The 22,655-nt window shown below is 68.8% G+C and carries 18 protein-coding genes; 17 read left to right on the top strand and 1 reads right to left on the bottom strand.

Going from position 1 to position 22,655, the window contains the following annotated elements; all coding sequences use genetic code 11:
• Entirely contained in the window at positions 1-1,764 is a 1,764-nt protein-coding gene (gene argS, locus CJ010_RS02475; protein ID WP_141016575.1) for an arginine--tRNA ligase, read from the bottom strand.
• Positions 1,765-1,996: 232 nt separating this feature from the next.
• Between argS and CJ010_RS02470 the strand changes: the two genes are divergently transcribed.
• The 17 genes from CJ010_RS02470 (at position 1,997) to CJ010_RS02390 (ending at position 22,640) form a co-directional block, all read left to right on the top strand.
• Positions 1,997-2,368 (top strand): hypothetical protein, encoded by a 372-nt coding sequence (locus CJ010_RS02470; protein ID WP_141016574.1) that lies wholly within the window; start codon positions 1,997-1,999, stop codon positions 2,366-2,368.
• 197 nt (positions 2,369-2,565) lie between these two features.
• A complete protein-coding gene (locus tag CJ010_RS02465) occupies positions 2,566-4,638 on the top strand; it encodes a TonB-dependent receptor domain-containing protein (RefSeq protein WP_141016573.1) in 2,073 nt (690 codons plus the stop codon).
• 308 nt (positions 4,639-4,946) lie between these two features.
• Positions 4,947-6,476, top strand: a complete 1,530-nt coding sequence (gene ubiB / locus CJ010_RS02460) for a ubiquinone biosynthesis regulatory protein kinase UbiB (RefSeq protein WP_141016572.1) — start codon at positions 4,947-4,949, stop codon at positions 6,474-6,476.
• Positions 6,477-6,571: 95 nt separating this feature from the next.
• On the top strand, positions 6,572-8,692 hold the full coding sequence (rocD, locus tag CJ010_RS25605) for an ornithine--oxo-acid transaminase (protein ID WP_141016571.1): 2,121 nt from the start codon (positions 6,572-6,574) through the stop codon (positions 8,690-8,692).
• 177 nt (positions 8,693-8,869) lie between these two features.
• A complete protein-coding gene (locus tag CJ010_RS02450) occupies positions 8,870-10,330 on the top strand; it encodes a sodium:solute symporter family protein (protein WP_141016570.1) in 1,461 nt (486 codons plus the stop codon).
• 131 nt (positions 10,331-10,461) lie between these two features.
• A complete protein-coding gene (locus CJ010_RS02445; RefSeq protein WP_141016569.1) occupies positions 10,462-11,475 on the top strand; it encodes a peptidase U32 family protein in 1,014 nt (337 codons plus the stop codon).
• A gap of 14 nt (positions 11,476-11,489) precedes the next feature.
• Complete coding sequence (locus CJ010_RS02440; RefSeq protein WP_141016568.1) at positions 11,490-12,386, top strand: U32 family peptidase; 897 nt, start codon at positions 11,490-11,492, stop codon at positions 12,384-12,386.
• 13 nt (positions 12,387-12,399) lie between these two features.
• On the top strand, positions 12,400-12,915 hold the full coding sequence (locus tag CJ010_RS02435; RefSeq protein ID WP_141016567.1) for an SCP2 domain-containing protein: 516 nt from the start codon (positions 12,400-12,402) through the stop codon (positions 12,913-12,915).
• A gap of 468 nt (positions 12,916-13,383) precedes the next feature.
• A complete protein-coding gene (locus CJ010_RS02430; protein ID WP_141016566.1) occupies positions 13,384-14,424 on the top strand; it encodes a peptidase M29 in 1,041 nt (346 codons plus the stop codon).
• Positions 14,421-15,212, top strand: coding sequence for an alpha/beta fold hydrolase (locus CJ010_RS02425; RefSeq protein WP_141016565.1), 792 nt, complete (start codon positions 14,421-14,423; stop codon positions 15,210-15,212). Before CJ010_RS02430 ends, CJ010_RS02425 begins: the two co-directional genes overlap by 4 nt.
• A 21-nt stretch (positions 15,213-15,233) precedes the next feature.
• Positions 15,234-16,499 (top strand): acyl-CoA dehydrogenase family protein, encoded by a 1,266-nt coding sequence (locus CJ010_RS02420; RefSeq protein ID WP_141016564.1) that lies wholly within the window; start codon positions 15,234-15,236, stop codon positions 16,497-16,499.
• A 45-nt stretch (positions 16,500-16,544) separates the two neighbouring features.
• Positions 16,545-17,066, top strand: coding sequence for a flavin reductase family protein (locus CJ010_RS02415; protein ID WP_141016563.1), 522 nt, complete (start codon positions 16,545-16,547; stop codon positions 17,064-17,066).
• Between the two features lie 67 nt (positions 17,067-17,133).
• Complete coding sequence (locus CJ010_RS02410; protein ID WP_141016562.1) at positions 17,134-18,279, top strand: ABC transporter substrate-binding protein; 1,146 nt, start codon at positions 17,134-17,136, stop codon at positions 18,277-18,279.
• Positions 18,280-18,337: 58 nt separating this feature from the next.
• Complete coding sequence (locus tag CJ010_RS02405; RefSeq protein ID WP_141016561.1) at positions 18,338-19,327, top strand: NADPH:quinone oxidoreductase family protein; 990 nt, start codon at positions 18,338-18,340, stop codon at positions 19,325-19,327.
• A gap of 54 nt (positions 19,328-19,381) precedes the next feature.
• The gene (locus CJ010_RS02400; RefSeq protein ID WP_141016560.1) at positions 19,382-21,271 is read left to right on the top strand and encodes an AMP-binding protein; all 1,890 of its coding nucleotides are present in this window, start codon (positions 19,382-19,384) and stop codon (positions 21,269-21,271) included.
• Between the two features lie 19 nt (positions 21,272-21,290).
• The gene (locus tag CJ010_RS02395; RefSeq protein ID WP_168224888.1) at positions 21,291-21,944 is read left to right on the top strand and encodes a glutathione S-transferase family protein; all 654 of its coding nucleotides are present in this window, start codon (positions 21,291-21,293) and stop codon (positions 21,942-21,944) included.
• Positions 21,945-22,028: 84 nt separating this feature from the next.
• Positions 22,029-22,640, top strand: coding sequence for a TetR/AcrR family transcriptional regulator (locus tag CJ010_RS02390; RefSeq protein WP_141016558.1), 612 nt, complete (start codon positions 22,029-22,031; stop codon positions 22,638-22,640).
• The last annotated feature ends 15 nt before the right edge of the window (positions 22,641-22,655 follow it).

Here is a 22,655-nt window from a genome sequence, read left to right as displayed (position 1 = left end):
TTACATCGATTCGGGTGCGGACACGCCCAGCACTGCCAGACCGCCGCGCAGCACGCTGCGCACCGCGGCGGCAAGCGCGAGGCGCGCGAGCTTCACCGCCTCGTCCTCGACCAGCATGCGCTCGGCGTTGTACCAGCTGTGGAAGTCGGCGGCGAGATCCTTCAGGTAGAAGGCGATCTGGTGCGGCGCGTAGTCGGCGGCGGCGCCCTCCACGATTTCCGGGAAGCTGGCGAGTCGCGCGCACAGCGCGAGTTCGCGTTCGTTCTCGAGCTTGCCGAGATCGGCCGCCTTCAGCTCGGCCAGTTCGCCGCCCCACTGGTTGAGCACCGAGCAGACGCGGGCGTGGGCGTACTGGATGTAGTAGACCGGGTTCTCGTTGCTCTGGCTCTTGGCGAGGTCGAGGTCGAAGTCCAGGTGCTGGTCGGACTTGCGCAGCACGTAGAAGAAGCGGCAGGCGTCGTTGCCGACTTCGCGGCGCAGCTCGCGCAGGGTGACGAATTCGCCCGAGCGGGTGGACATCGAGGTCTTCTGGCCGTCGCGGTAGAGCACCGCGAACTGCACCAGCGCCACTTCCAGCTTTTCCGGCGGCAGGCCGAGCGCGGCGATGGCGCCCTTCACCCGCGGGATGTAGCCGTGGTGGTCGGCGCCCCAGATGTCGATGATGCGGTCGAAGCCGCGCTCGTACTTGTTGAGGTGGTAGGCGATGTCGGAGGCGAAGTAGGTGTAGAGGCCGTTCTCGCGCTGCACGACGCGGTCCTTCTCGTCACCGAAGTCGGTCGAGCGGAACCACTTGGCGCCGTCCTGCAGGTAGATGTGGCCGCGCTTTTCCAGCTCCGCCACCGCGCGCTCGACCAAGCCGGTATCGAACAGGCTCTTCTCGGAGAACCACTTATCGAAATGGACGCCGAACTCCTTCAGGTCGTCGCGGCCGTCGCCCAGCTGTTCATTGAGCGCGAAGCCATGCACGAAGGGGTAGTCCTCGCCGAGCAGGCGCTTGGCGTTGGCGATCAGGCCGTCGAGATGCAGCTCGCGCTGCTGCTTGGCCTCGTCGTCCTTGCGCTCGGCGGGCGGCAGCCCGGGCGTACCGTCCAGCACCTGCGCCAGGGTGAAGCGGGCGTAGCGGTCCTGGTGGGCGTCGCGCAGTTCGCGCGCCATGTCGATCACGTAATCGCCCTGGTAGGCGTTGGGCGGGAACGGGACTTCGATGCCGAAGAAGGCCAGATAGCGCAGCCAGGTCGACAGCGCCAGGATGTCCATCTGGCGGCCGGCGTCGTTCACATAGTATTCGCGAGTGACGTCGTAACCGGCGAAGGCCAGCACCTCCGACAGCGAGGCGCCGTAGGCCGCGCCGCGGCCGTGGCCGACGTGCAGCGGACCGGTCGGGTTGGCCGAGACGAACTCCACCTGCACCTTCACGTTCTTCTTCGCGCCGCGGCCGAAATCGGCACCGCGCTCCATCACCTCGCCCACCACCGCAGTCTTGGCGGCGGAAGCCAGCGTGAAGTTGATGAAACCGGCGCCTGCCACCTCGGTCTTCGCCACCAGCTTTGATGCCGGCAGTTCGGCCAGCAGCAGCGCCGCCAGTTCGCGCGGATTGCGCTTGAGCGGCTTGGCCAGCTGCAGCGCCAGGTTGGTGGCGAAATCGCCATGGCTGGCCTGCTTCGGGCGCTCGAGCAGGATGGCAGTATCGGCAAGATCCGGTGCCACGCTCTTGAGGGCGGTCTTGATCAGGTCGGTCAGCAGGGCTTTGGGATCGGCGCTCATGGCACTCGGCAGGAATTCGAAACGCGCAATTATAGCGGATGGACCGGCCCGGCCCGGCGGCCGCGTGTGAGCAAGGATTGCCGCGATCCGGCGCGCGGCGGCTGTCATCAAGTCGCAACAGCGTTGCATTAGCATGCAGACAGCTCCTAGAATGGCCCCCATGCACTCACCGTCCTCCGCTTCCACGGCTGTGCGGCGACGCGTACCAAGCGCGCTGCCCAGCCGACTGCGCTTGCTGCGCCTGGCCCTGGGCCACGGCTTGGCGGACGGTACGCGCCTGCTGGTCGCGCGCCTGCTGCTGGCACTGACGCTCGTACTGGCTCAGGGCGGTGCGCTGAGCCACGCCATCGGCCACCTCGCCGACGCAGCGGGAACCCGACAGGGGCAGGACACCAGCCTGCGCGACGACGACGGCCCGGCCGACCTTCTGGGCGTCTGCGTGGAATGCCTCGCACTCGGCGGCATCGACCTGCCGCTGGGCGAGAGTCGCGGCCACGCCCCGTTCGCCGCGCCTCATTTCGCGCCGCTGGCCACGCACGCGGCAACGCCGGTACCGACGGCGGCGCTGCGGCCGCACTGCCGCGCCCCGCCCACGCTCGCCTGATTCCCCCGCGCGATCCATCCGTAGCGCCAAAGGCGCCATCGGCCGGCTCGCGTCCGTCACCCCCGCTCCCTTAAGCACCCGTATCCCGGCCCGACCGTGCATCCCGCACGCGGCCTGGGCCACGTCGTGCCGGCAAGGCAGCGCGCCCCATGGGCGCGACGCCTCGCCGGCACGATCCAGCACATGCAGGACATGCCATGACCGCAAGGATTCACCCGCTCAGCCTCGCGCTGATGTTCGCCCTCGCCCACCCGGCGCTTGCCGCCGACCCCCAGCCGGCGCCCGCCACCGACAGCGGCAAGGCCGTCGAACTCGACGCCGTCACCGTGTCGGCGAGTGCGCTGGCCGTCGGCAGCGATGCGATGAGCACCCCCGTCACCGTGCTCGAAGGCGACGACCTGATACAGCGCCGCGCCGCCACCCTGGGCGAGACCCTCGCCCGCGAACCCGGCATCAGCGCCACCCAGTTCGGCGCCGGCGCCAGCCGCCCCATCATCCGCGGCATGGACGGCGCGCGCGTCAAGGTGCTGGCCGACGGCACCGAGATCATGGACGCCTCCACCATCAGCCCGGACCACGCGGTGGCGGTCGAGCCGATGCTGAGCGAGCAGATCGAGGTCTTGCGCGGCCCATCGGCGCTTGCCTACGGCGGCGGCGCGATCGGCGGCGTGGTGAACGTGCTCGACCGCAAGATCCCCACCGCCATCCCGGAACGCGGCGTGGAAGGCAGCGTGGAACTGCGCGGCAACACCGCGGCCAAGGAAGCCGCCGGCGCCTTCGAGGTGACCGCCGGCGCAGGCAACTTCGCCATCCACGCAGAGGGCGTCAAGCGCGACGCGCGCGACTACCGCGTCGGCGACGGCTGGGCCGGCGGCAGCCGGGTGGACGGCAGCTACAACCAGACCGAGACCGGCAGCGTGGGCGTGTCGTGGATAGGCGATCGCGGCTACCTCGGCATCGCCTGGACCCGCCAGCGCAACGAGTACGGTCTTCCCGGCCACGCCCACGACCTTGAGGATTGCCACGCGCATGGCGACCATCTGCACTGTGGCAGTCACGACGAGGAGGAAGGCGAGGACGACCATGATCACGACGACGCCGAGAGCGGCGTGCCTTACGTCAAGCTCGACAGCGAACGCTGGGATCTGCGCGGCGAGTACCGCGAACCGTTCGCCGGCTTCACCCGCCTGCGCCTGCGCGCCAGCCACACCGACTACCAGCACGACGAAATCGAGGACGGCGCCGTCTCCACCCGCTTCCGCAACGAGGCCAGCGACGGCCGCGTCGAACTCGAACACCAGCCCGTCGGCGGCTGGCGCGGCGTGTTCGGCCTCCAGACATCGCGCCGCGACTTTTCCGCGCTCGGCGAGGAGGCTTACGTGCAGCCGACTCTCACGCGCCGCCACGGCGCCTTCCTGATCGAGGAATACAAGACCGGCGACTGGCGCTTCGAGGCCGGCCTGCGCCATGAATGGCAGCAGATCGATGTCGACTCCGCCGCGCGCGACCGCAGCCACCGCGGCAATTCGCTGTCGCTCGGCGCGGTGTGGAACTTCGCGCCGCAATACGCCCTCGGGATGTCCCTGTCGCGTGCGCAGCGCCTGCCCACCGCCGAGGAGCTGTACGCGGACGGCCTGCACATGGCGACGCGCACCATCGAGCGCGGCAACGCCGACCTCAAGGCCGAGACCTCGCACAACATCGACGTCAGCCTGAAGAAGCTCGCCGGCGCCACCACCTTCAGCGTCAGCGCCTTCCACAACCGGGTGTCGGACTTCATCTACGCCAACACCCTGGACGAGCTGGGCGGCCTGCAGCTGATCGAGTACACCCAGCGCGATGCCATCTTCACCGGCGTCGAAGGCCAGATCCGGCAGCGGCTCGACGACATGTTCGGCCTCACCCTGTTCGGCGACTACGTGCGCGCCCGTCTCTCCTCCAGCGACGGCGACCGCGACCTGCCGCGCATTCCGGCGCATCGCATCGGCCTGCGCCTGGACGCCCACTGGCAGGGCTGGGAAGGCGAGATCGAGCTCTATCGGGTCGGCCGCCAGCGCCAGCTCGCCGAGTTCGAGACCAGCACGCCGGGCTACAACATGCTGAACATAGGCGTGAGCTACGCCGCCGAGCTCCAGGGGGTGCCCTACCTGTTCTACGTGAAGGCCAACAACCTCACCGACGAACTGGCCTACAGCCACACCTCCTTCATCAAGGACGCCGCCCCGCTGATGGGCCGCAACCTGACGATGGGGGTGAAGCTGGCGTTCTGAGTCGGCGGCTGAGCGTCCGCGGCGGAAGGGGGCGGGCCGGGGCGTTCGGGAGCCGGGCTGTCGAGAGCGCCGACCCGGCGGATGGGTGCGGGGAAACAAGGCGATGCATGTCTGAGCCCGCAGGGCGAGTTTGCATCGCCGCCCCGTAGCCGTCCGCCGGGTCGGGAAGCCGCAGGCCGCGAACGTCTGCCCGGCGGACGAACGCCCCGGCCCGACCCCGGGACGAAGCCGCAGCGCCATCCCGCCCTTTCCCCGCCGCCCGCTTTCCGGCTAAAGTCCGCGCTTTGCCGCCGTCCTTGCCCGCTCCCGTGCGCCTCCTCCGCCTCGCCAAGATCGCCACCGTCAGCCTGCGTTTCGGTCTCGATCGCATGATCCTCGATGCCGACAGCAGCGGCCGGCTCGGGCGTATCTGGCACCGGGTCTTCTTCTGGCGCACGTTCTCGGAACCGCGCGGCGTTCGGCTGCGCCAGGCGCTCGAATCGCTCGGCCCGATCTTCGTCAAGTTCGGCCAGATGCTGTCCACCCGGCGCGACCTGCTGCCGCCCGACCTCGCCGACGAACTCGCGCTGCTGCAGGACCGTGTGCCGCCCTTCCCCACCGCCCAGGCGCTGGCCGTCATCGAGGGCTTCTACGGCAAGCCGGTGGACGACGTGTTCCGCGACTTCGAGCGCACCCCGGTGGCCTCGGCCTCGGTCGCCCAGGTGCATTTCGCCCGCCTCCCCGACGGCACCGAAGTGGCGGTCAAGATCCTGCGGCCGGGCATCGAACGCGTCATCGCCCACGACCTCGCGCTGATGGAAGTCGGCGCCATGCTGCTGGAAAAGACCTGGCCGGAAGGCCGCCGGCTCAAGCCGCGCGAGGTGGTCGCCGAATTCAGCAAGTACCTGCGCGACGAACTCGACCTGATGCGCGAGGCCGCCAACTGCTCGCAGCTGCGGCGCAACTTCACCGATTCGCCGCTGCTGCTGGTGCCGGAAGTCTATTGGGACTGGTGCGGCAAGCACGTGATGGTGATGGAGCGCATGCACGGCGTGCCAATCTCCCAGACCGCCGCCGTCACCGCCCAGGGCACCGACCTCAAGGCGCTGTCGCGCGCCGGCGTCGAGATCTTCTTCACCCAGGTGTTCCGCGACGGCTTCTTCCACGCCGACATGCACCCCGGCAACATCTTCGTGCATGCCGACGGCCGTTACATCGCGCTCGACTTCGGCATCATGGGCACGCTCAACGAGGTGGACAAGAACTACCTCGCCACCAACTTCCTCGCCTTCTTCAAGCGCGACTACAAGCGGGTGGCGATGGCCCACATCGAAGCCGGCTGGGTACCGGCCAAGACCCGGGTCGATGAGTTCGAGGCCGCCATCCGCACCGTGTGCGAGCCCATCTTCGACAAGCCGCTGAAGGACATCTCCTTCGGCAAGACCCTGCTGCGCCTGTTCCAGACCGCGCGCCGCTTCGAGATGGAAGTGCAGCCGCAACTGGTGCTGCTGCAGAAGACCCTGCTCAACATCGAAGGCCTCGGCCGCCAGCTCGACCCCGAACTCGACCTGTGGAAGACGGCCAAGCCCTTCCTCGAACGCTGGATGAACGAGCAGATGGGCTGGCGCGCGCTGATGCGCGGCATCAAGGAAGAAGCCCCCTCGTGGGCCGGCACCCTGCCGCAGCTGCCGCGCCTGGTGCATCACAGCCTGGTCGAATCCGCCCGCCACCAGACCAGCCAGCAGGAAGGCCTCGAGCAGCTCGCCGCCGCCCAGCGCCGCCAGGGCCGGCTGCTGGTGCTGGTCGGCCTGGTCGCCGCGGCGCTGCTGGCCTTCGAAGTGCATCGCCTGCTCGGCTGAACGTTTCCCGCCTCGCTAAGCTCAAAGTCGTACGCTCATTGCTTATTCGCCCGTGCTGGCTCACCGGCCGGCCGGGCGTTAACGGGAGGTACGCCATGAACGTTCCCACCCCGCTGCCCTCGGGGCCGCATGCCCATGTAAGCATCATCAGCGCCGCCTTCGCGCTCGGCGCGCCGCACGGCGGCAGCGCCGACGGACCGGATGCGCTGCGCCGCGCGATGCTGCCCGAGCGCCTGCACGGCGCCGGCATCCTCGCCCACTGGCACGATCCGCTCAAACCCCAGCGCATCCCCGACGCCGAGGCCGACATGGCCGAGCGCATCGCCGCCGTCGGCGACTACTGCGCGCGGCTGGCCGACCAGCTGGCCGCGCTGCCGGCCGACACGTTTCCGCTGGTGCTCGGCGGCGACCATGCGGTGGCGATCGGCACCTGGCGCGGCATCGCCCGGCGCCAGGGCGGCGCCCCCGGCCTGATCTGGATCGATGCCCATCTCGACAGCCACACCGACACCAGCACCTGGTCGGGCAACATCCACGGCATGCCGCTCGCCGCGCTGCTCGGCGAAGGCGCCCCGGAACTCACCGGCATCGCCGGCCCGCGGCTGGACCCGGCCAGGGTCTGCATCATCGGCGCACGCGAGTGGGAACCGGAAGAGCTCGAACGGCTGGACCGCCTCGGCGTACGCATCTTCACCATCGCCGAAGTGCGCGAGCGCGGCCTGCCCACGGTGTTCTGCGATGCCCTCACCATCGCCCGCAGCGGGCAGGGGCGCGACGGCGGCTTCGGCGTCACGCTCGATCTCGACGCGCTCGACCCGCAAGCAGTGCCGTCCGTGACCTGCCCGGCCCCCGACGGGCTCGACCCGCGCGAACTCGCCGACGTTTTCCTGACCCTGCGCAGCTGCGGCGACTTCGTCGGCCTGGAAGTGGTCGAATACCGCCCGGACCTCGATACCCGCGGCCACGACGCGGCGACGGCCGCCGAGCTCATCACCGCCGCGCTCGGCCCCTCGACCTACTGGCTGCGCGAGAAGGAACGCCATTTCGGCGCCACCAACTATGCGCCGCTGCCGGTGGTCTTCCACCGCGGCGAAGGCGTGTGGCTGTGGGACGTGGAAGGCGCGCGCTACCTCGACATGATGAGCGCCTACTCGGCGGTGAGCTTCGGCCACGCCAATCCGCGCCTGCTGCGCGCACTGCAGGACCAGGCCGCGCGGCTGTCGCTGACCTCGCGTGCCTTCTCCAACGACCGCCTGCCGCTGCTGCTCGAACGCCTGTGCACCCTGCTCGGCTTCGAGCGCGCGCTGCCGGTGAATACCGGGCTGGAGGCGGTGGAAACCGCACTCAAGGCCGCGCGCAAGTGGGCCTACACGGTCAAGGGCGTCGCCCCCGACCGCGCCGAGATCCTCGCCTGCGACGGCAATTTCCACGGCCGCTCGATCACCATCGTCGGGCTGTCGTCCAAGGAGCAGTACCGCGAGGGCTTCGGCCCCTTCCCGCCCGGTCTGCGTCGCATCCCCTTCGGCGACCCGACCGCGCTCGAAGCGGCGATCACGCCCGAAACCGCGGCCTTCCTGGTCGAGCCCATCCAGGGCGAGGGCGGCATCATCGTGCCACCGCCGGGCTATATGGCGCACTGCGCCGAGATCTGCCGCCGTCACCAGGTGCTGCTGATCGCCGACGAGGTCCAGACCGGCCTGGGCCGCACCGGACGGCTGCTCGCCTGCGACCACGACGGCGTGCGCCCGGACGGTCTCATCCTCGGCAAGGCGCTCGGCGGCGGCCTGCTGCCGGTGTCGGCCTTCCTCGCCGACCGCGCGGTGATGGACGTGTTCCGCCCCGGCGACCACGGCTCAACCTTCGGCGGCAATCCGCTGGGAGCGGCGGTCGCGCTGGAGGTGCTCGACATCCTGGTCGAAACGCGGCCGTGGGAAGCGGCCGAACGCCTCGGCCGGCGCCTGCGCGAACAACTCGTCGCCGCCCGGCTGCCCTGCGTACGCGAGATCCGCGGCCGCGGCCTGCTCGTCGGCATCGCCCTCGATCCGGTCAAGGCGCCCGCCCAGCTCGTCGCCGAACTGCTGCTGGCGCGCGGCATCGCGACCCGCGACACCAATGGCAACGTCATCCGCCTGGCGCCGCCGCTGACCATAGACGAAAAAACCCTGGACGACGGCGCCGCCATCGTCATCGACACGCTTGGGGGACTCAGCCGCTGATCGCAGCGCTTACCCACCTCGACCGACTGTCGCAGCGCACCAAGACGGTGCGCTGCGACAGCCGATAATCATTGCGCTTTCAGTCCCTTAAGCGCATTCCGCCCACCATGGGCCGGCCATTCGTTGTTACACTCCGCGCACTTTTTTTCGTCCCCGCTGTCCGGAAGAGGCCTTTCCATGCTGCTCTGGCTCGTCGTCGCCTACCTCGTCGTCTCCATCGGCATCGGCCTCGTTGCCGCAACGCAGGTGCACAACGCCCGCGACTACATCACGGCCGGTCGCAACCTGCCGATGTTCATCGTGCTGGCCATGGTATTTGCCACCTGGTTCGGCGCCGAAACCGTACTCGGCATCTCCGCCACCTTCCTCGAGGAAGGCTTTCGCGGCCTGATCTCCGACCCGCTCGGCGCCTCGGTCTGCCTTGTGCTGTTCGGTCTGATCTTCGCCCGCCCGCTCTACCGGATGAACCTGCTCACACTGGGCGACTTCTTCCGCCAGCGCTACAACCGCACGACCGAACTCATCCTGTCGATCTGCATCGTGTTCTCCTATCTCGGCTGGGTCGCCGCCCAGGTCACTGCCCTCGGCCTGGTCTTCAACGTGCTTTCGGCCGACACCGTGTCGATGAACCAGGGCATGCTGATCGGTGCCGGCGTGGTGCTGGTCTATACGCTGTTCGGCGGCATGTGGTCGGTAGCGATGACCACCTTCGTGCAGATGATCGTGATCGTGCTCGGCCTGTTCTACGTCACCTGGCTGGCGGGCGACATGGCCGGCGGCTTCTCCACCGTGGTCGGCAGGGCGGCGGCCGAGGGCAAGCTCGACTTCCTGCCCACGCTCGACGCGACCGACATGATCGCCTGGATCGCCGCCTTCTTCACCATGGCGCTAGGCTCCATTCCCCAGCAGGACGTTTTCCAGCGCGTCAATTCGTCCAGGAACGAACGCATTGCGGTGTGGGGCACCACGCTCGGTGGCGTGTCCTATTTCTTCTTCGCCGCGGTGCCGTTGTTCCTCGCCTACACGGCCCAGATCATCGACCCGGCCATGGTCGAGCGCCTGATGGCACAGGATTCCCAGCTCATCCTGCCAACGCTGATCCTGCAGTACATGCCCTTCACTGCCCAGGTGATCTTCTTCGGTGCGCTGCTGTCTGTGATCATGAGCACCGCTTCGGGCACCCTGCTGGCGCCGTCGGTGACGTTTTCCGAGAACGTGCTGCGCGGCTTCGTGCCCGGCATGAGCGACCGCCAGTTCCTGTGGGCCACCCGCGCCACGGTGGTGGTGTTCACCGGCCTGGTCACGTGGTACGCCACCAGCACCGAATCGACCATCCACCAGATGGTGGAAAACGCCTACCGCATCACTCTGGCCGGCGCCTTCGTGCCGCTGGCCGCCGGCCTTTTCTGGAAGCGCGCCAACAACCTCGGCGCCGCCCTCGCGATCGTGCTCGGCCTGTTCACCTGGCTGTTCCTCGAATTCACCGCGCCCGAGGGCGACATCGAGCCGCAGCTCTTCGGTCTGGCCGCGAGCGCGCTCGGCATGGTGGTCGGCGGCTTCCTCGGCCCCAGGACTCATCACCGCCCGCAAGCCGCCCACCACCACGCGGCGGCGACCACCCACCATATCGCACGCTGAACCGGCCCGAACAGCCGGGCGGCAACCGCGACGCCGCCGCCCGCGACGGGCGTTTGACCCGGGTCAAAGCAGGGGGCGTCGCGGGCCACTAAGGTGGCGGGGCTCCGCAACCGGGCTCCCGCCACCCACTCATGACCCAATCCCAGCGCATCGAACTGGTCTGCCCCGCCGGCTCCCTGCCGGCCCTCAAGACCGCCATCGACCATGGCGCCGACTGCGTCTATCTCGGCTTCAAGGACGCCACCAACGCCCGCAATTTCACCGGCCTCAACTTCGACCCCGCGCAGATGCGCGAAGGCATCGCCTACGCCCACGCGCGCCGGCGCAAGGTGCTGCTGGCGCTCAACACCTATCCGCAGAGCGCCAACTGGGCAGGCTGGACCGCCGCGGTGGACCGCGCCGCCGAGTTCGGCATCGACGCGGTGATCCTCGCCGATCCCGGCCTGATGGCCTACGCGGCCAAGACCCATCCTCAGCTGCGGCTGCACCTCTCGGTGCAGGGCTCGGCCACCAGCTACGAGGCGATCAATTTCTATCACGAGCGTTTCGGCATCCAGCGCGCGGTGCTGCCGCGGGTACTGTCGATGGCGCAGGTGGAGCAGGTGGTCGGCCGCACGCCGGTGGAAATCGAGGTGTTCGGCTTCGGCGGCCTGTGCGTCATGGTCGAGGGCCGCTGCGCGCTCTCGGCCTACGCCACCGGTGAATCGCCCAACTGCAACGGCGCCTGCTCGCCGGGCAAGCATGTGCGCTGGGAGCAGACGCCGCAGGGCATGGAGACGCGGCTCAACGGCATCCTGATCGACCGTTTCGGCGAGCAGGAGCGCGCCGGCTACCCGACGCTGTGCAAGGGCCGCTTCGAGGTCAACGACGAGACCTACTACGCGATCGAGGAACCGACCAGCCTCAATACGCTGGAAATGCTGCCGGAGCTCGCCCGCATCGGCGTGGCCGCGATCAAGATCGAAGGCCGCCAGCGCAGCCCGGCCTATGTCGCCCAGGTCACCAAGGTGTGGCGCGCCGCGCTCGACCGCGTCGCCGCCGACCCCGCCGGCTTCCAGGCGCTGCCCGCCTGGATGGCCGAACTCAACAAGGTGTCCGAAGGCCAGAGCCACACCCTCGGCGCCTACTACCGCCCCTGGAAATGAGGATGCAGTCCGCCATGAAGCTGTCCCTCGGCCCCCTGCTCTACTACTGGCCGCGCCAGAGCGTGCTCGACTTCTACGCCGGGATCGCCGACAGCCCGGTGGACATCGTCCACCTCGGCGAGACCGTGTGCTCGCGCCGCCACGAGCTGCGCCTGGACGACTGGCTGGAAGTCGCGGCGATGCTGGCCGACGCCGGCAAGGAAGCGGTGCTGTCCACCCAGTCGCTGATCGAATCGGAATCCGACCTCAAGACCCTGCGCCGCGTCGTCGGCCAGCCGCGCTTCCGCGTCGAGGCCAACGACATGGCGGCGGTGCGCTTGCTCGCCGAAGCCGGCCGGCGCGACTGGATCGCCGGGCCCACGCTCAACGTCTTCAACCCGCACACGCTCGGCCTGCTGATCGAGGCTGGCGCCACGCGCTGGGCGGTGGCGCCGGAAATGTCGGGCGCGGCGCTGGCCGAAGTGCGCGCCGCGCTGCCGACGCCGATCGAAACCGAAGTCTTCGGCTACGGCCGCCTGCCGCTGGCGCATTCGGCGCGCTGCTTCACCGCCCGCCACTACAACCTGCAGAAAGACAACTGCGAATTCCGCTGCCTCGGCATCGCCGACGGCCTGGTGTTACGCACCCGCGAAGGCGAACCTTTCCTGACGCTGAACGGCGTGCAGACCCAATCGGCCAAGGTACACACCCTGCTTGGCGATCTGTCGGCCATCGAGGGCTGCGCCGAAATCCTGCGCATCAGCCCGCAGGGCAGCCACACCCGCGCCATCGTCGAGCATTTCCGCGCCACACTCGACGGTCGCGAGGCCCCGGCCGAAGCACTGGCCGCCAGCACCGGCCAGATGCCGGCCGCACCCTGCAACGGCTTCTGGCACGGCCGCCCCGGTGTCGAGCAGTTCGTCCCCGCCTGAACACGGAGCCCCCATGTCCTTCCTTGCACCGCGCCTGCCGCTCGCCGAACTGCTGCCGCACAGCCTGCGCCAGCGTGTCGCCCGGCAACTCGAACAGCGCTTCGCCGGGCTGCGCATCCCGGCCTTCACGGTGCCGGCACCGCTCGCCCGCGTCGCCGCCCGTCTGCCGCAACAGATCCCGACCCAGGCCCTGGTCGGCGCGCTCAATCTCGCGCTCGGCCGCATCCTGCCCCGCGAGCAGCTCGAAGCGCTCGTCGACCGCCGCCTGCGCATCCGCGTCACCGACGCGGGCCTGACGCTGGACTTCACGCTCTCCGAAAAGGGCTTCCGCCGCGCTGCCGGCGAGACCACGCCCGACCTGGTGCTGTCGGCCAAGGCGCGCGACTTCATGGCGCTCGCACTGCGCGAGGAAGACGCCGACACCCTGTTCTTCAGCCGCCGCCTGCTGATGGAAGGCAACACGGAGCTCGGCCTGCTGGTGAAGAACACACTGGACGCCATCGACTGGAGCGCACTGCGCCCAGGCTGACGGATCGCACCGCCGCCACACCCCCCTCTCCTAGCCCTCCCCCAACCCTCCCTTCGCGCGGCATCCGCCGCGCCCCCTGCCCTTTCCTCCGCGGGCGCCGCCTCCCTGCGCCCCGAACCGATGCGCTCCAGGCACCACGAACGTGCCTGCCGCAATGCGTTGCCGACCGGCACTGAAACGCTTGTCCGACGAAGTGTCCACTCATATTAAACGACCAATTGGTCGTTTAATAAAGAATTCCGTAAATCTTGCGCCGCACCATTTTCATGCACTCGTTCGATACTCACGCACTGAAATAGCGCGCCATTTGTTGATTTCTGCACTGAAACATAATGGATTTCTATTCCATGGTGTGCATCAAAATCTACTTGACACATAAACGTCTATCTCCAATAGTCGACTCACGGGTCTACTAATTCGAGACGAAAGCGAACGCGATCCACCCGTATCCGGTCGCTGGAGCTAGCGATGAAAGTGCAGGAAAAGTGGTTGCGCGCCTTCGAGACGATCTTCCGCAGATGCAAGGTCCAGCCGGGGGAGGTCGTCCGCATCCTGGCCGAAACGGAAAGCCGGCAGATCAACCTCGACCTCGCCGAACTCGCCCTCGCCCGCCTCGACGCGGTACCGGTGCGCATCACCGTGCCCTCGCTGCCGATCGCGACGCCGGTGCCGGTGCGCTCGACCGGCGCCTCGCACGTCATCCAGCGCATGCGGCCGGTGATGGCGGCGCTGTCCGGCGAAGGTCTGGTGGTGGATCTCACCGTCGAAGGCTTGCTGCACGCGCCGGAACTCGGCGAGATCCTCGCCAGCGGCGCGCGCGTCATCATGATCAGCAACGAACACCCGGAGATCATCGAACGGCTCACCACCGATCTCGACCTCACGGCGCAGGTCAAGCAGGGCGTGCGCATGCTGGCCAAGGCGGGCGTGATGCGGGTGACGTCGGAGGCCGGCACCGACCTCGAGATCAAGCTGGCCGGCGCCAAGGTCGCCGGCGTGTGGGGCGGCGCCGACCGGCCGGGCCTGGTGCAGCACTGGCCCGGCGGCATCTGCCTCGCCTTTCCCGCCAAGGATTCGGTCAACGGCACGCTGGTGCTCGACACCGGCGATGTGAACCTCACTTTCAAGCGCTACCTTGAAAGCCCGGTCGCGCTGCGCATCGACGACGACTACGTCAGCGCGATCGAGGGCAAGGGCCTGGATGCCGAGCTGATGCGCTCCTACATGGAGGCCTGGAACGACCGCGACGCCTACGCAGTCAGCCACGTCGGCTGGGGCATGAATCCGCGTGCGCGCTGGGAGGCGCTGCAGATGTTCGACAAGACCGAACTCAACGGCACCGAACTGCGCGCCTTCGCCGGCAACTTCCTCTACTCCACCGGCGCCAACGACGTCGCCGGCCGCCACAGCCTGGGCCACTTCGACCTGCCGCTGCGCAACTGCAGCGTCAGCCTCGACGGCCAGCTCATCGTCGAGCGCGGCAAGCTGGTAAGCGGGGTGTTCGCATGAAGTCCGTGCCGAGCTGGCTCGCCAGCGGTCAGGGCGACATCCCGCTGGTGCTACTGCACGGCATGGGGTCGAGCGCCGAAGTCTGGCTGCCGCAGTTGCACCACTTCGGCCGCCGCCGCCTCACCCTGGCGTGGACCATGCCGGGCTACGGCAACTCGCAGGCGCTGGCGGAGAACAGCTGGGAGGCGCTCGCCGATGCGCTCGCCGCGATGCTGGATGCGCAGGGCATGGACCGCGTCCACCTGCTCGGCCACTCGATCGGCGGCATGGTGGCGCAGGCCTTCCATCACCGCCATCCGCAACGGGTCGCCAGCCTGATCCTGTCCGCCACCAGCGCCGGCTTCGGCAGCCCCGACCCGGCCTGGCAGGAGGAGTTCATCCGCCAGCGCGCCGAACCGCTCGCCGACGTCGCCCGCTTCGCCGATGCCGCCCCGGCGCTGCTGAAGAACTTCATCGGCCCGGCGATCACGCCCGCGATGCACGCGATCGCGCTGCTCGCCGCCGACCAGGTCGACCGCGACCGCTACCTCGACTACATGCGTCTGCTCGTCACCTTCGACCGCAAGGCCGCGCTCGGCGACATCGCCGTCCCGACGCTGCTTCTCGCCGGCGAACTCGACCTGCAGGCACCGCCCAAGGGCATGCGCCGCATGGCCGAGCGCATCCCGCACGCCGCGCTGCACGAATTCCCCCACACCAACCACATGGCGAATCTCGAATCGCCGGACGCCTTCAACCGCGTCGTCGACGACTTCCTCGCGACGCACTTCCCGCACACCGCCCCCTGAGCCCCACCCGAGGACACCGACATGGACAGCAGCTACCTGACCCAATACGCCGCCAAATCCGCCGACAACAACACCCTGTTCGACGGACAGCCGCTCACCGAGCTGCAGCGCGAACTGATCGCCCGCGTCGACAAGTACGGCGTGGCCTGGGCAGAACGCGCCTTCAAGCACGACCGCGAGGCGAGCTTCCCCACCGCCAACTACGAAGACCTGAAGGAGATAGGCTTCCTCGGCCTGTGCGTGCCGAAGCGCCTCGGCGGCCTCGGTGCCGATTACCGGACCTACGCGCTGGTGGCCTCGCGCATCGCCTACTACTGCGGCTCCACCGCCAACACCTTCAACATGCACAACGCCAACGCGCTGTGGACCGCGGACATGATCGATGCACTCGATCTCACTCCGGCCCAGCGCGAAAGCCACGAGCGCAACCGCGCCATCCACTACCGCAACATGCTGGACGGCAAGATCTACTCGCAGCCCTTCTCGGAAGGTAGCGGCGCCGCGGCCGGCAAGCACCCCTTCGGCACGGTGGCCACCAAGACCGGCGACGGCTGGGTGCTCAACGGCAAGAAGATCTTCGCCTCGCTGGCCGGCTCGGCCGACTACTACGGCGTGCTGTGTACCGAGGACGTGCCCGAGCCGACCTACGCCAACACCATGTTCATCGCGGTACCGGCGGATGCGCCGGGGGTTTCTGTGGTCGGCGACTGGGATCCGCTCGGCATGCGCGGCACCGTCTCGCGCACCCTGCTGTTCAAGGACGTGCATGTGCCCGACACCGCCCAGCTGATGCCGCAGGGCGTCTACATCCAGGCTGCCAGCCAGTACCCGCACATGTTCATGACGCTCACCCCCTGCTACATGGGCGTGGCCCAGGCCGCCTACGACTTCACCGTCGCCTACTTGCGCGCCGAGGTCTCGGGCGTCAATGTGAAGCGCCGCATGTACCCGACCAAGCAGTACGGCGTCGCCGAGATGTACGTCAAGCTGCAGCAGGCCTGGGCCCTGTTCCACCGCGTCACTTCCGAGTTCAAGCGCAACCCCTCGCGCGCCGAGCGCATGCGCGCCTATGCCTGCCAATACACTGTCATGGAGTACTGCGCCGAGATCTGCGCTATCGCGGTGCGCGTCTGTGGCGGCCAGGCGATGCTCAAGAGCTTCCCGCTCGAACGCATGTTCCGTGACAGCCGCTGCGGCGCGCTGATGCTGCCGTGGACCGCCGAGATCTGCATGGACCGCATCGGTCACGGCGTGCTCTACGAAGAAGGCGAACGCCGCGACGACTGAGCATCGCCCCCGACCCGCAACGCCACCATCCACGCGAGGTGCATCATGGCCCAGACCCCTGCCGCGCCGGCCGCCGCCGGTGCCAAACCCGAACTGCGGCGAGCCTTCGGCCGCTTCCCTACCGGCATTGCCGTCATCACCACGCTCGACGATACCGGCACCCCCTTCGGCATGACGGTCAACTCCTTCGTCAGCGTTTCGATGGAGCCGCCGATGGTGAGCTGGAACGTCATCCGCGGCTCGCGCGCCCACGCCACCATCAGCCGGGCTCGCCGCTTCGTCGTCAATGTGCTGGCCGAAGACCAGCGCCCGATCGCGCAGCAGATGGCGCGCCCGGCCGACGACCGCTTCGCCGGCGTCGATTACCGGCTGTCGGCGGCTGGCCTGCCGGTGATCGCCGATGCGGTCGCCACCTTCGAATGCTCGGTGCATGCGCTGGTCACCGCCGGCGACCACGACATCGTGCTCGGCGTGGTGGACGGCTTCGAGCATCGCGATGGTCCGCCGCTGGTGTACTGGCAGGGCACCTACGCCAGCGCCCGCGCCAGCGACAACAAGAACCACTGATCCGCGCCCTAGCGGCGTCCGCCCCACCGGCCTTCGGCCGCGCTTCACCCCAACCACGGAGAGAACCATGCACTACAAGAAGCTCGTTTCCTCGCTGTTGTTGAGCGCCTGTTTCGCCACCGCTGCCCACGCCCAGATGAAGGTCGGCGTCGTGTCGTCGGCCACCGGCCCCGGTGCACTGGTCGGCATCCCGCAGAAGAACACGGTACCGCTGCTGCCGACGAAGATCGGCGACCTCAGCGTCGAATACGTCGCGGTGGACGATGCCAGCGACCCCACCGCCTCGGTCACCGCGGTGAAGAAGTTCATCACCGAACAGAAGGTGGACGCCATCATCGGCCCCACCGGTTCGCCCAACGCGATGGCCATTCTCGGCTTCGTCGCCGAGGCCGAGGTGCCGCTGCTGGCGCCGGTCGGCACCATCGCCATCGTGCTGCCTATGGACGACAAGCGGAAATGGGTGTTCAAGACCACCCAGAACGACGGCATCATCGCCGAGGCGCTGGTCGAGCACATGGTGAAGACCGGGGTGAAAACGCTGGGCTTCATCGGCACCGGCGACCCTTACGGCGAAACCTGGCACAAGGTGATGTCCGAACTGGCGGCGAAGCACGGCATCAGGATCGTCGCCAACGAACGCTTCCAGCGGCCGGACACGTCCGTCACCGGCCAAGCGCTCAAGGTGTTCGGCGCCAAGCCCGACGCGGTGCTGGTGGCCGCGCCCGGCGGCCCGGCGGTGCTGCCTCAGACCACGCTGTTCGACCTGGGCTACAAGGGCACGATGTACCAGACCCACGGGGCCGCACTCAACGACTTCCTCAAGCTCGGCGGCAAGAAGGTGGAAGGCACGGTGCTGGCGGCCGGCCTGATGCTGGTGCTGGACGAAATGCCGGACAGCAACCCGTCGAAGAAAGTCGCTGCCGACTACATCGACGCCTACCGCAAGCTGCACGGCACGGTGCCCGCCACCTTCGGCGCCAACATGTACGACGCCGGCCTGCTGCTGCAGCAGGCGGTGCCGGAAGCGGCGAAGAAGGGCAAGCCGGGCAGCCGCGAGTTCCGTCTGGCGCTGCGCGACGCGCTCGAGCAGACGCGCGAGGTGGTCGGCGCCCAGGGCGTCTATAACATGACGCCGGAGGATCACAGCGGCTTCGACAAGCGCGGCCGCGAGCTGATCACGGTGAAGAACGGCAACTGGACCCTGCTGCGCTGACGCACCGGGCCGCCGGACCGCCCGGCGGCCCGCTCCGGGGACGATACCGAGGACGAACATGACCGCCACGCCCTACGCACTCCACTGCCACGAATACGGCAACCCGCCGCTGATCGACGCCCGTCCGCTGCCGCCCGACGCCACGCCGGGGCCGGGCGAGGTGCTGATCGAGGTCGCCTGCGCCGCCTTCAACTTCACCGACTACCTGATGATCCAGGGCCGCTACCAGGACAAGCCGGCGCTGCCCTTCGTCCCCGGTCTGGATGCCGCCGGCACGGTGCGCGCGGTCGGCGCCGGCGTAGCCAGCTTCGCACCGGGCGACAAGGTGATCTCCAGCGGCGTGGTCGGCGCCTGGTCGGCCCGGCTCGTCGCCCCGGCCCACCGGCTGGTGAAGATCCCCGGCCAGGTATCGGCGGCCGACGCGGTCGCCTCGATCAACTCCCATCTCACCGCCTATCACGGCCTCATCGACCGCGCCGCGCTGCAGGCCGGCGAGCGGGTGCTGGTGCTGGGCGCCAGCGGCGCCGTCGGTCAGGCCGCGGTTCAGATCGCCCTCCACCGCGGCGCCGAGGTTTTCACCGTGGCGCGCGACGGCGGCCTGCTGCAGCTCGCCGGCCCGCAAGGCGCGGCCCTGCGCGTGCCGCCGGCCGAACTCAAGCAGGGCCTGCGCGAACTGCTCGGAGCCCCGGGCGCCGACGTGGTGGTCGATCCGGTCGGCGATTTCCATACCGAAGCCGCGGTACGTAACCTCGGCTGGCGTGGCCGCCTGCTGGTGATCGGCTTCGCCGCCGGCGACATCCCGAAGATCCCGGCCAACCTGCTGCTGCTGAAGGGCGCGACGGTAATGGGCGTCTATTGCGGCGGCCTGCTGCTGCGCGAAACCGCCGCCTTCACCAGCCAGCTCGCTGCGATGCTGGCGCTGATCGATGCCGGCGTGCTGACGCCCTCGCCGCACGAGACCCTGCCGGCGCACCGCTTCGACGACATCTGGGCGCGCCATGCGGACGCCCCGCGCGGCACCAAGGTATTGCTCGGCTTCACCGGCTGAGCGACAACCCAACGACAAGACAAGACCGAAGAACCCGACGAGAGAAACGACGCCATGACCACCGCCTGCCCGCCGCCGCTGGACTTCGAGTCGCAGCGGCCGGCCGCCCCCTTCCGCGAACTGCGCTTCGGCCCGGTCGACATCGACCTGCAGACCCGCACCGACGGCAGCCTGCTGCTCACCAACCGCCAGCCGCTGGCCGCCTTCGCCGTCACACAGATCGCCGACTACCTGCGCCGCCACGCCGACGCCCACCCCGACCGGACCTGGCTGGCCGAGCCCGCCGGCGACGGCTGGCGGCGCCTGAGCTATCGCGAGGCACGCGGCAACGTCGATGCGCTGTCGCAATGGCTGCTCGACCGCCGCATCCCGGCCCACCGCCCCATCCTCATCCTGAGCGACAACGGCATCCACCACGCCCTGTTGCAGATGGCGGCGATGCAGATCGGCATTCCGGTGCTGGCGGTGTCGCCCGCCTACAGCCTGATGTCGGAGACCTGCGCCAAGATCGTCGACCTCGTCAAACGCTTTGCCCCGGCGCTGATCTACGCCGCCGACGCACCCCGCTACGCGCGCGCGCTCACCCTCGCCAAGCCGCTGTCGGATGCGCTGATCCTGTGCGACGACGCCCCCGGCGGCGTGGTCGACGCGAGCTTCGGCCAGGCGCTCGACACCTGCCCGACCGAGGCGGTGGAAAGGGCCTATTCGCGCGTTGGGCTGGACACCATCGCCCGCCTGCTGCTGACCTCCGGCTCCACCGGCACGCCGAAGGCCGTGACCATGACCCAGCGCAACATCATCGCCTCCGGCACGCTGTGGGATCAGGTCTGGCCCTTCCTCGCCGACAAGCCGCCGGTGATGGTCGACTGGCTGCCGTGGAACCACACCGCCGGCGCCCACGGCGCCTTCGGCATGGTGCTGCGCCACGGCGGCACGCTCTACCTCGACGACGGCAAGCCGGTACCGGAACTCATGGCCCGCAGCATCGCCCACCTGCGCGAGATCCGCCCCAACGTCATGGTGAACGTGCCGCGCGGGCTGGACATGCTGGTGGCGCAGATGGAAGAGGACCCGACCATCGCCGAAGCGCTCTTCCCCAATCTGGACATCATCGTGTACGGCGGCGCCTCGCTATCGCCCAACACCCTGCTCAAGCTGGAGCAGCTTTCCGCCCGCGCCACCGGCCGCCGCATCCCGGTGTCGTCCTCGCTCGGCTCCACCGAAACCACCATGCCGGCCACGCTGATCTGGTGGCCGCCGGAGGTCATCGGCACGCTCGGCCTGCCGGCACCCGGCGTCGAAGCCAAGCTGGTGCCGGACGGCGAGCGCTACGAGATCCGCTTCCGCGGCCAGAACATCACCCCCGGCTACTACCGCGACGACAACGCCAACCGCGCCGCCTTCGACGACGAAGGCTTCCTCAAGACCGGCGACGCGGTGGTGTTCGCCCGCCCCGGCGAACCGAAACACGGCCTGCTCTACGCCGGCCGGCTGTCGGAGAACTTCAAGCTGTCGACCGGCACCTGGGTCTCGGTGGCGACGGTGCGCGGCCATCTGCTGAGCCAGTTGCACCCGCTGCTGACCGACGCGGTACTGGCCGGCCACGACCGCGACCAGCTCGGCGCGCTGCTCTTCATCAACGTCGCGCAGGTGCGCAAACGCTTCCCGGAACTCGCCGATGCCGCGCCCGCGGTAATGGCCGTCCACCGTCCGCTGCTGGATGCGCTCGCCGCCGGCATCGCCGATTACAACGCGCGTTTCCCCGGCAGCAGCACCCGCATCGCCCGGGCCCTGGTGCTGGACCGCCCGCCCAGCATCGACGACGGCGAACTCACCGACAAGGGCCACATCAACCAGCGCGGCGTACTCAAGCTGCGCGCCGATGCGGTCGCCCGCCTGTATGCTGCGCTCCCCGGCAGCACCGGCTGCATGCTGTTCGACTGACCCCCACCACGAGGCCCTCATGCCCGCCACGCTCATACTGCACGGCTCGCCGCTCAGCAACTTCTACAACAAGATCAAGATCGCGCTGCTCGAACTGGATATCCCCTTCGAGGAGCGCGCGCACCGGCCGCATTCCGGCCAGTGGCCGCAGAGCGGCTCGCCCACCGGCAAGATCCCCTTTCTCGAAACGCCCGACGGCTGCGTGTTCGAGTCGCAAACCATCCTGGAATACCTGGAAGACATCCGGCCCGGTGCCAGCCGCTACCCGGCGGACGCCCTCGGCCGCGCGCACTGCCGCGAGCTGATCGCCTACCTGGAGCTTTACCTGGAGACCGCGGCGCGGCCACTGTACGGCGCCGCCTACTGGGGCCGCGAGATCGACGACGCCACCCGCAAGGCCGCCTGCGACGCCGTTACCGCCGCACTGATACCGCTGGCGCGGCGGGCGCGCTTCGCGCCCTGGCTGTGCGGCGCGGATTACACCCACGCCGACGGCGCCGCCTGGGTGCATGTGCAAACGGTGGTGGGCGCGCTCAAGGTGCTCGGACTGCCGGCGCTGGTACATGAAGGCCTGCCGCAGCTCGGCCCCTGGCTGGAGATGGCGGCGGAACGGCCGAGCATACGGCGTGTGGATGGCGATCGCCGCGAAGCCGCGCGCAAGCTGCGCGGCTAGCATCCGACACCGCGGCGGCGGGGCCTGCCGCCGCCCGGCCGCCCTTCTATAATTCACGGCCACGCCGAACGAGCACCCACCCTCATGGCCCGCACCCGCGCCCTGGACTTCGAAGACCGCCAGAAAGACATCCTGCGCGCTGCCGCGGTGCTGTTCGCCGAGCGCGGCTACAACGAAACCCTGCTCGAAGACATTGCCGAGCAGTGTGGCATCAAGAAATCCTCGCTGTACCACTACCACGACTCCAAGCACACCATCCTGCACCGGCTGATCGCCTGGAAGATCGAGGATCTGGCGTGGAAGGCGGATGCCGCGGTCGAAGCCGCCGCCACGCCGCGCGACAAGCTGCACGCGCTGGTATCGACGCTGATCAACGAGTACATCCGGGTGCCGCAGGAGGTCACCGTGCTGCTGACCCAGACCCGCCACCTGGAGCCCGCCGCGCTCGAAGCCACCGCCGAGATCCAGAACCGCATCATCAACCGCGCGGTGCTGCTGCTGCAGGACATCCGGCCGGATGCGGAGATCACCCGCAAGAAGGTCATCGCGGTGGCCATGCTGTTCTTCGGCATGACCAACTGGATACACGTCTGGTACAAGCCGTCGGGCTCGATCAAGCCTACGGAACTGTCGGCGATGATCGTCGACATCTTCCTCGACGGCTTCAACAACCTCGACCCTGCCAGGCTGCGCTGACGGGGCCGACCCCCG

The sequence above is a fragment of the Azoarcus sp. DD4 genome, assembly GCF_006496635.1.
GTDB lineage: Bacteria > Pseudomonadota > Gammaproteobacteria > Burkholderiales > Rhodocyclaceae > Azoarcus.
This window is presented reverse-complemented; position numbering and strand designations above follow the sequence as displayed.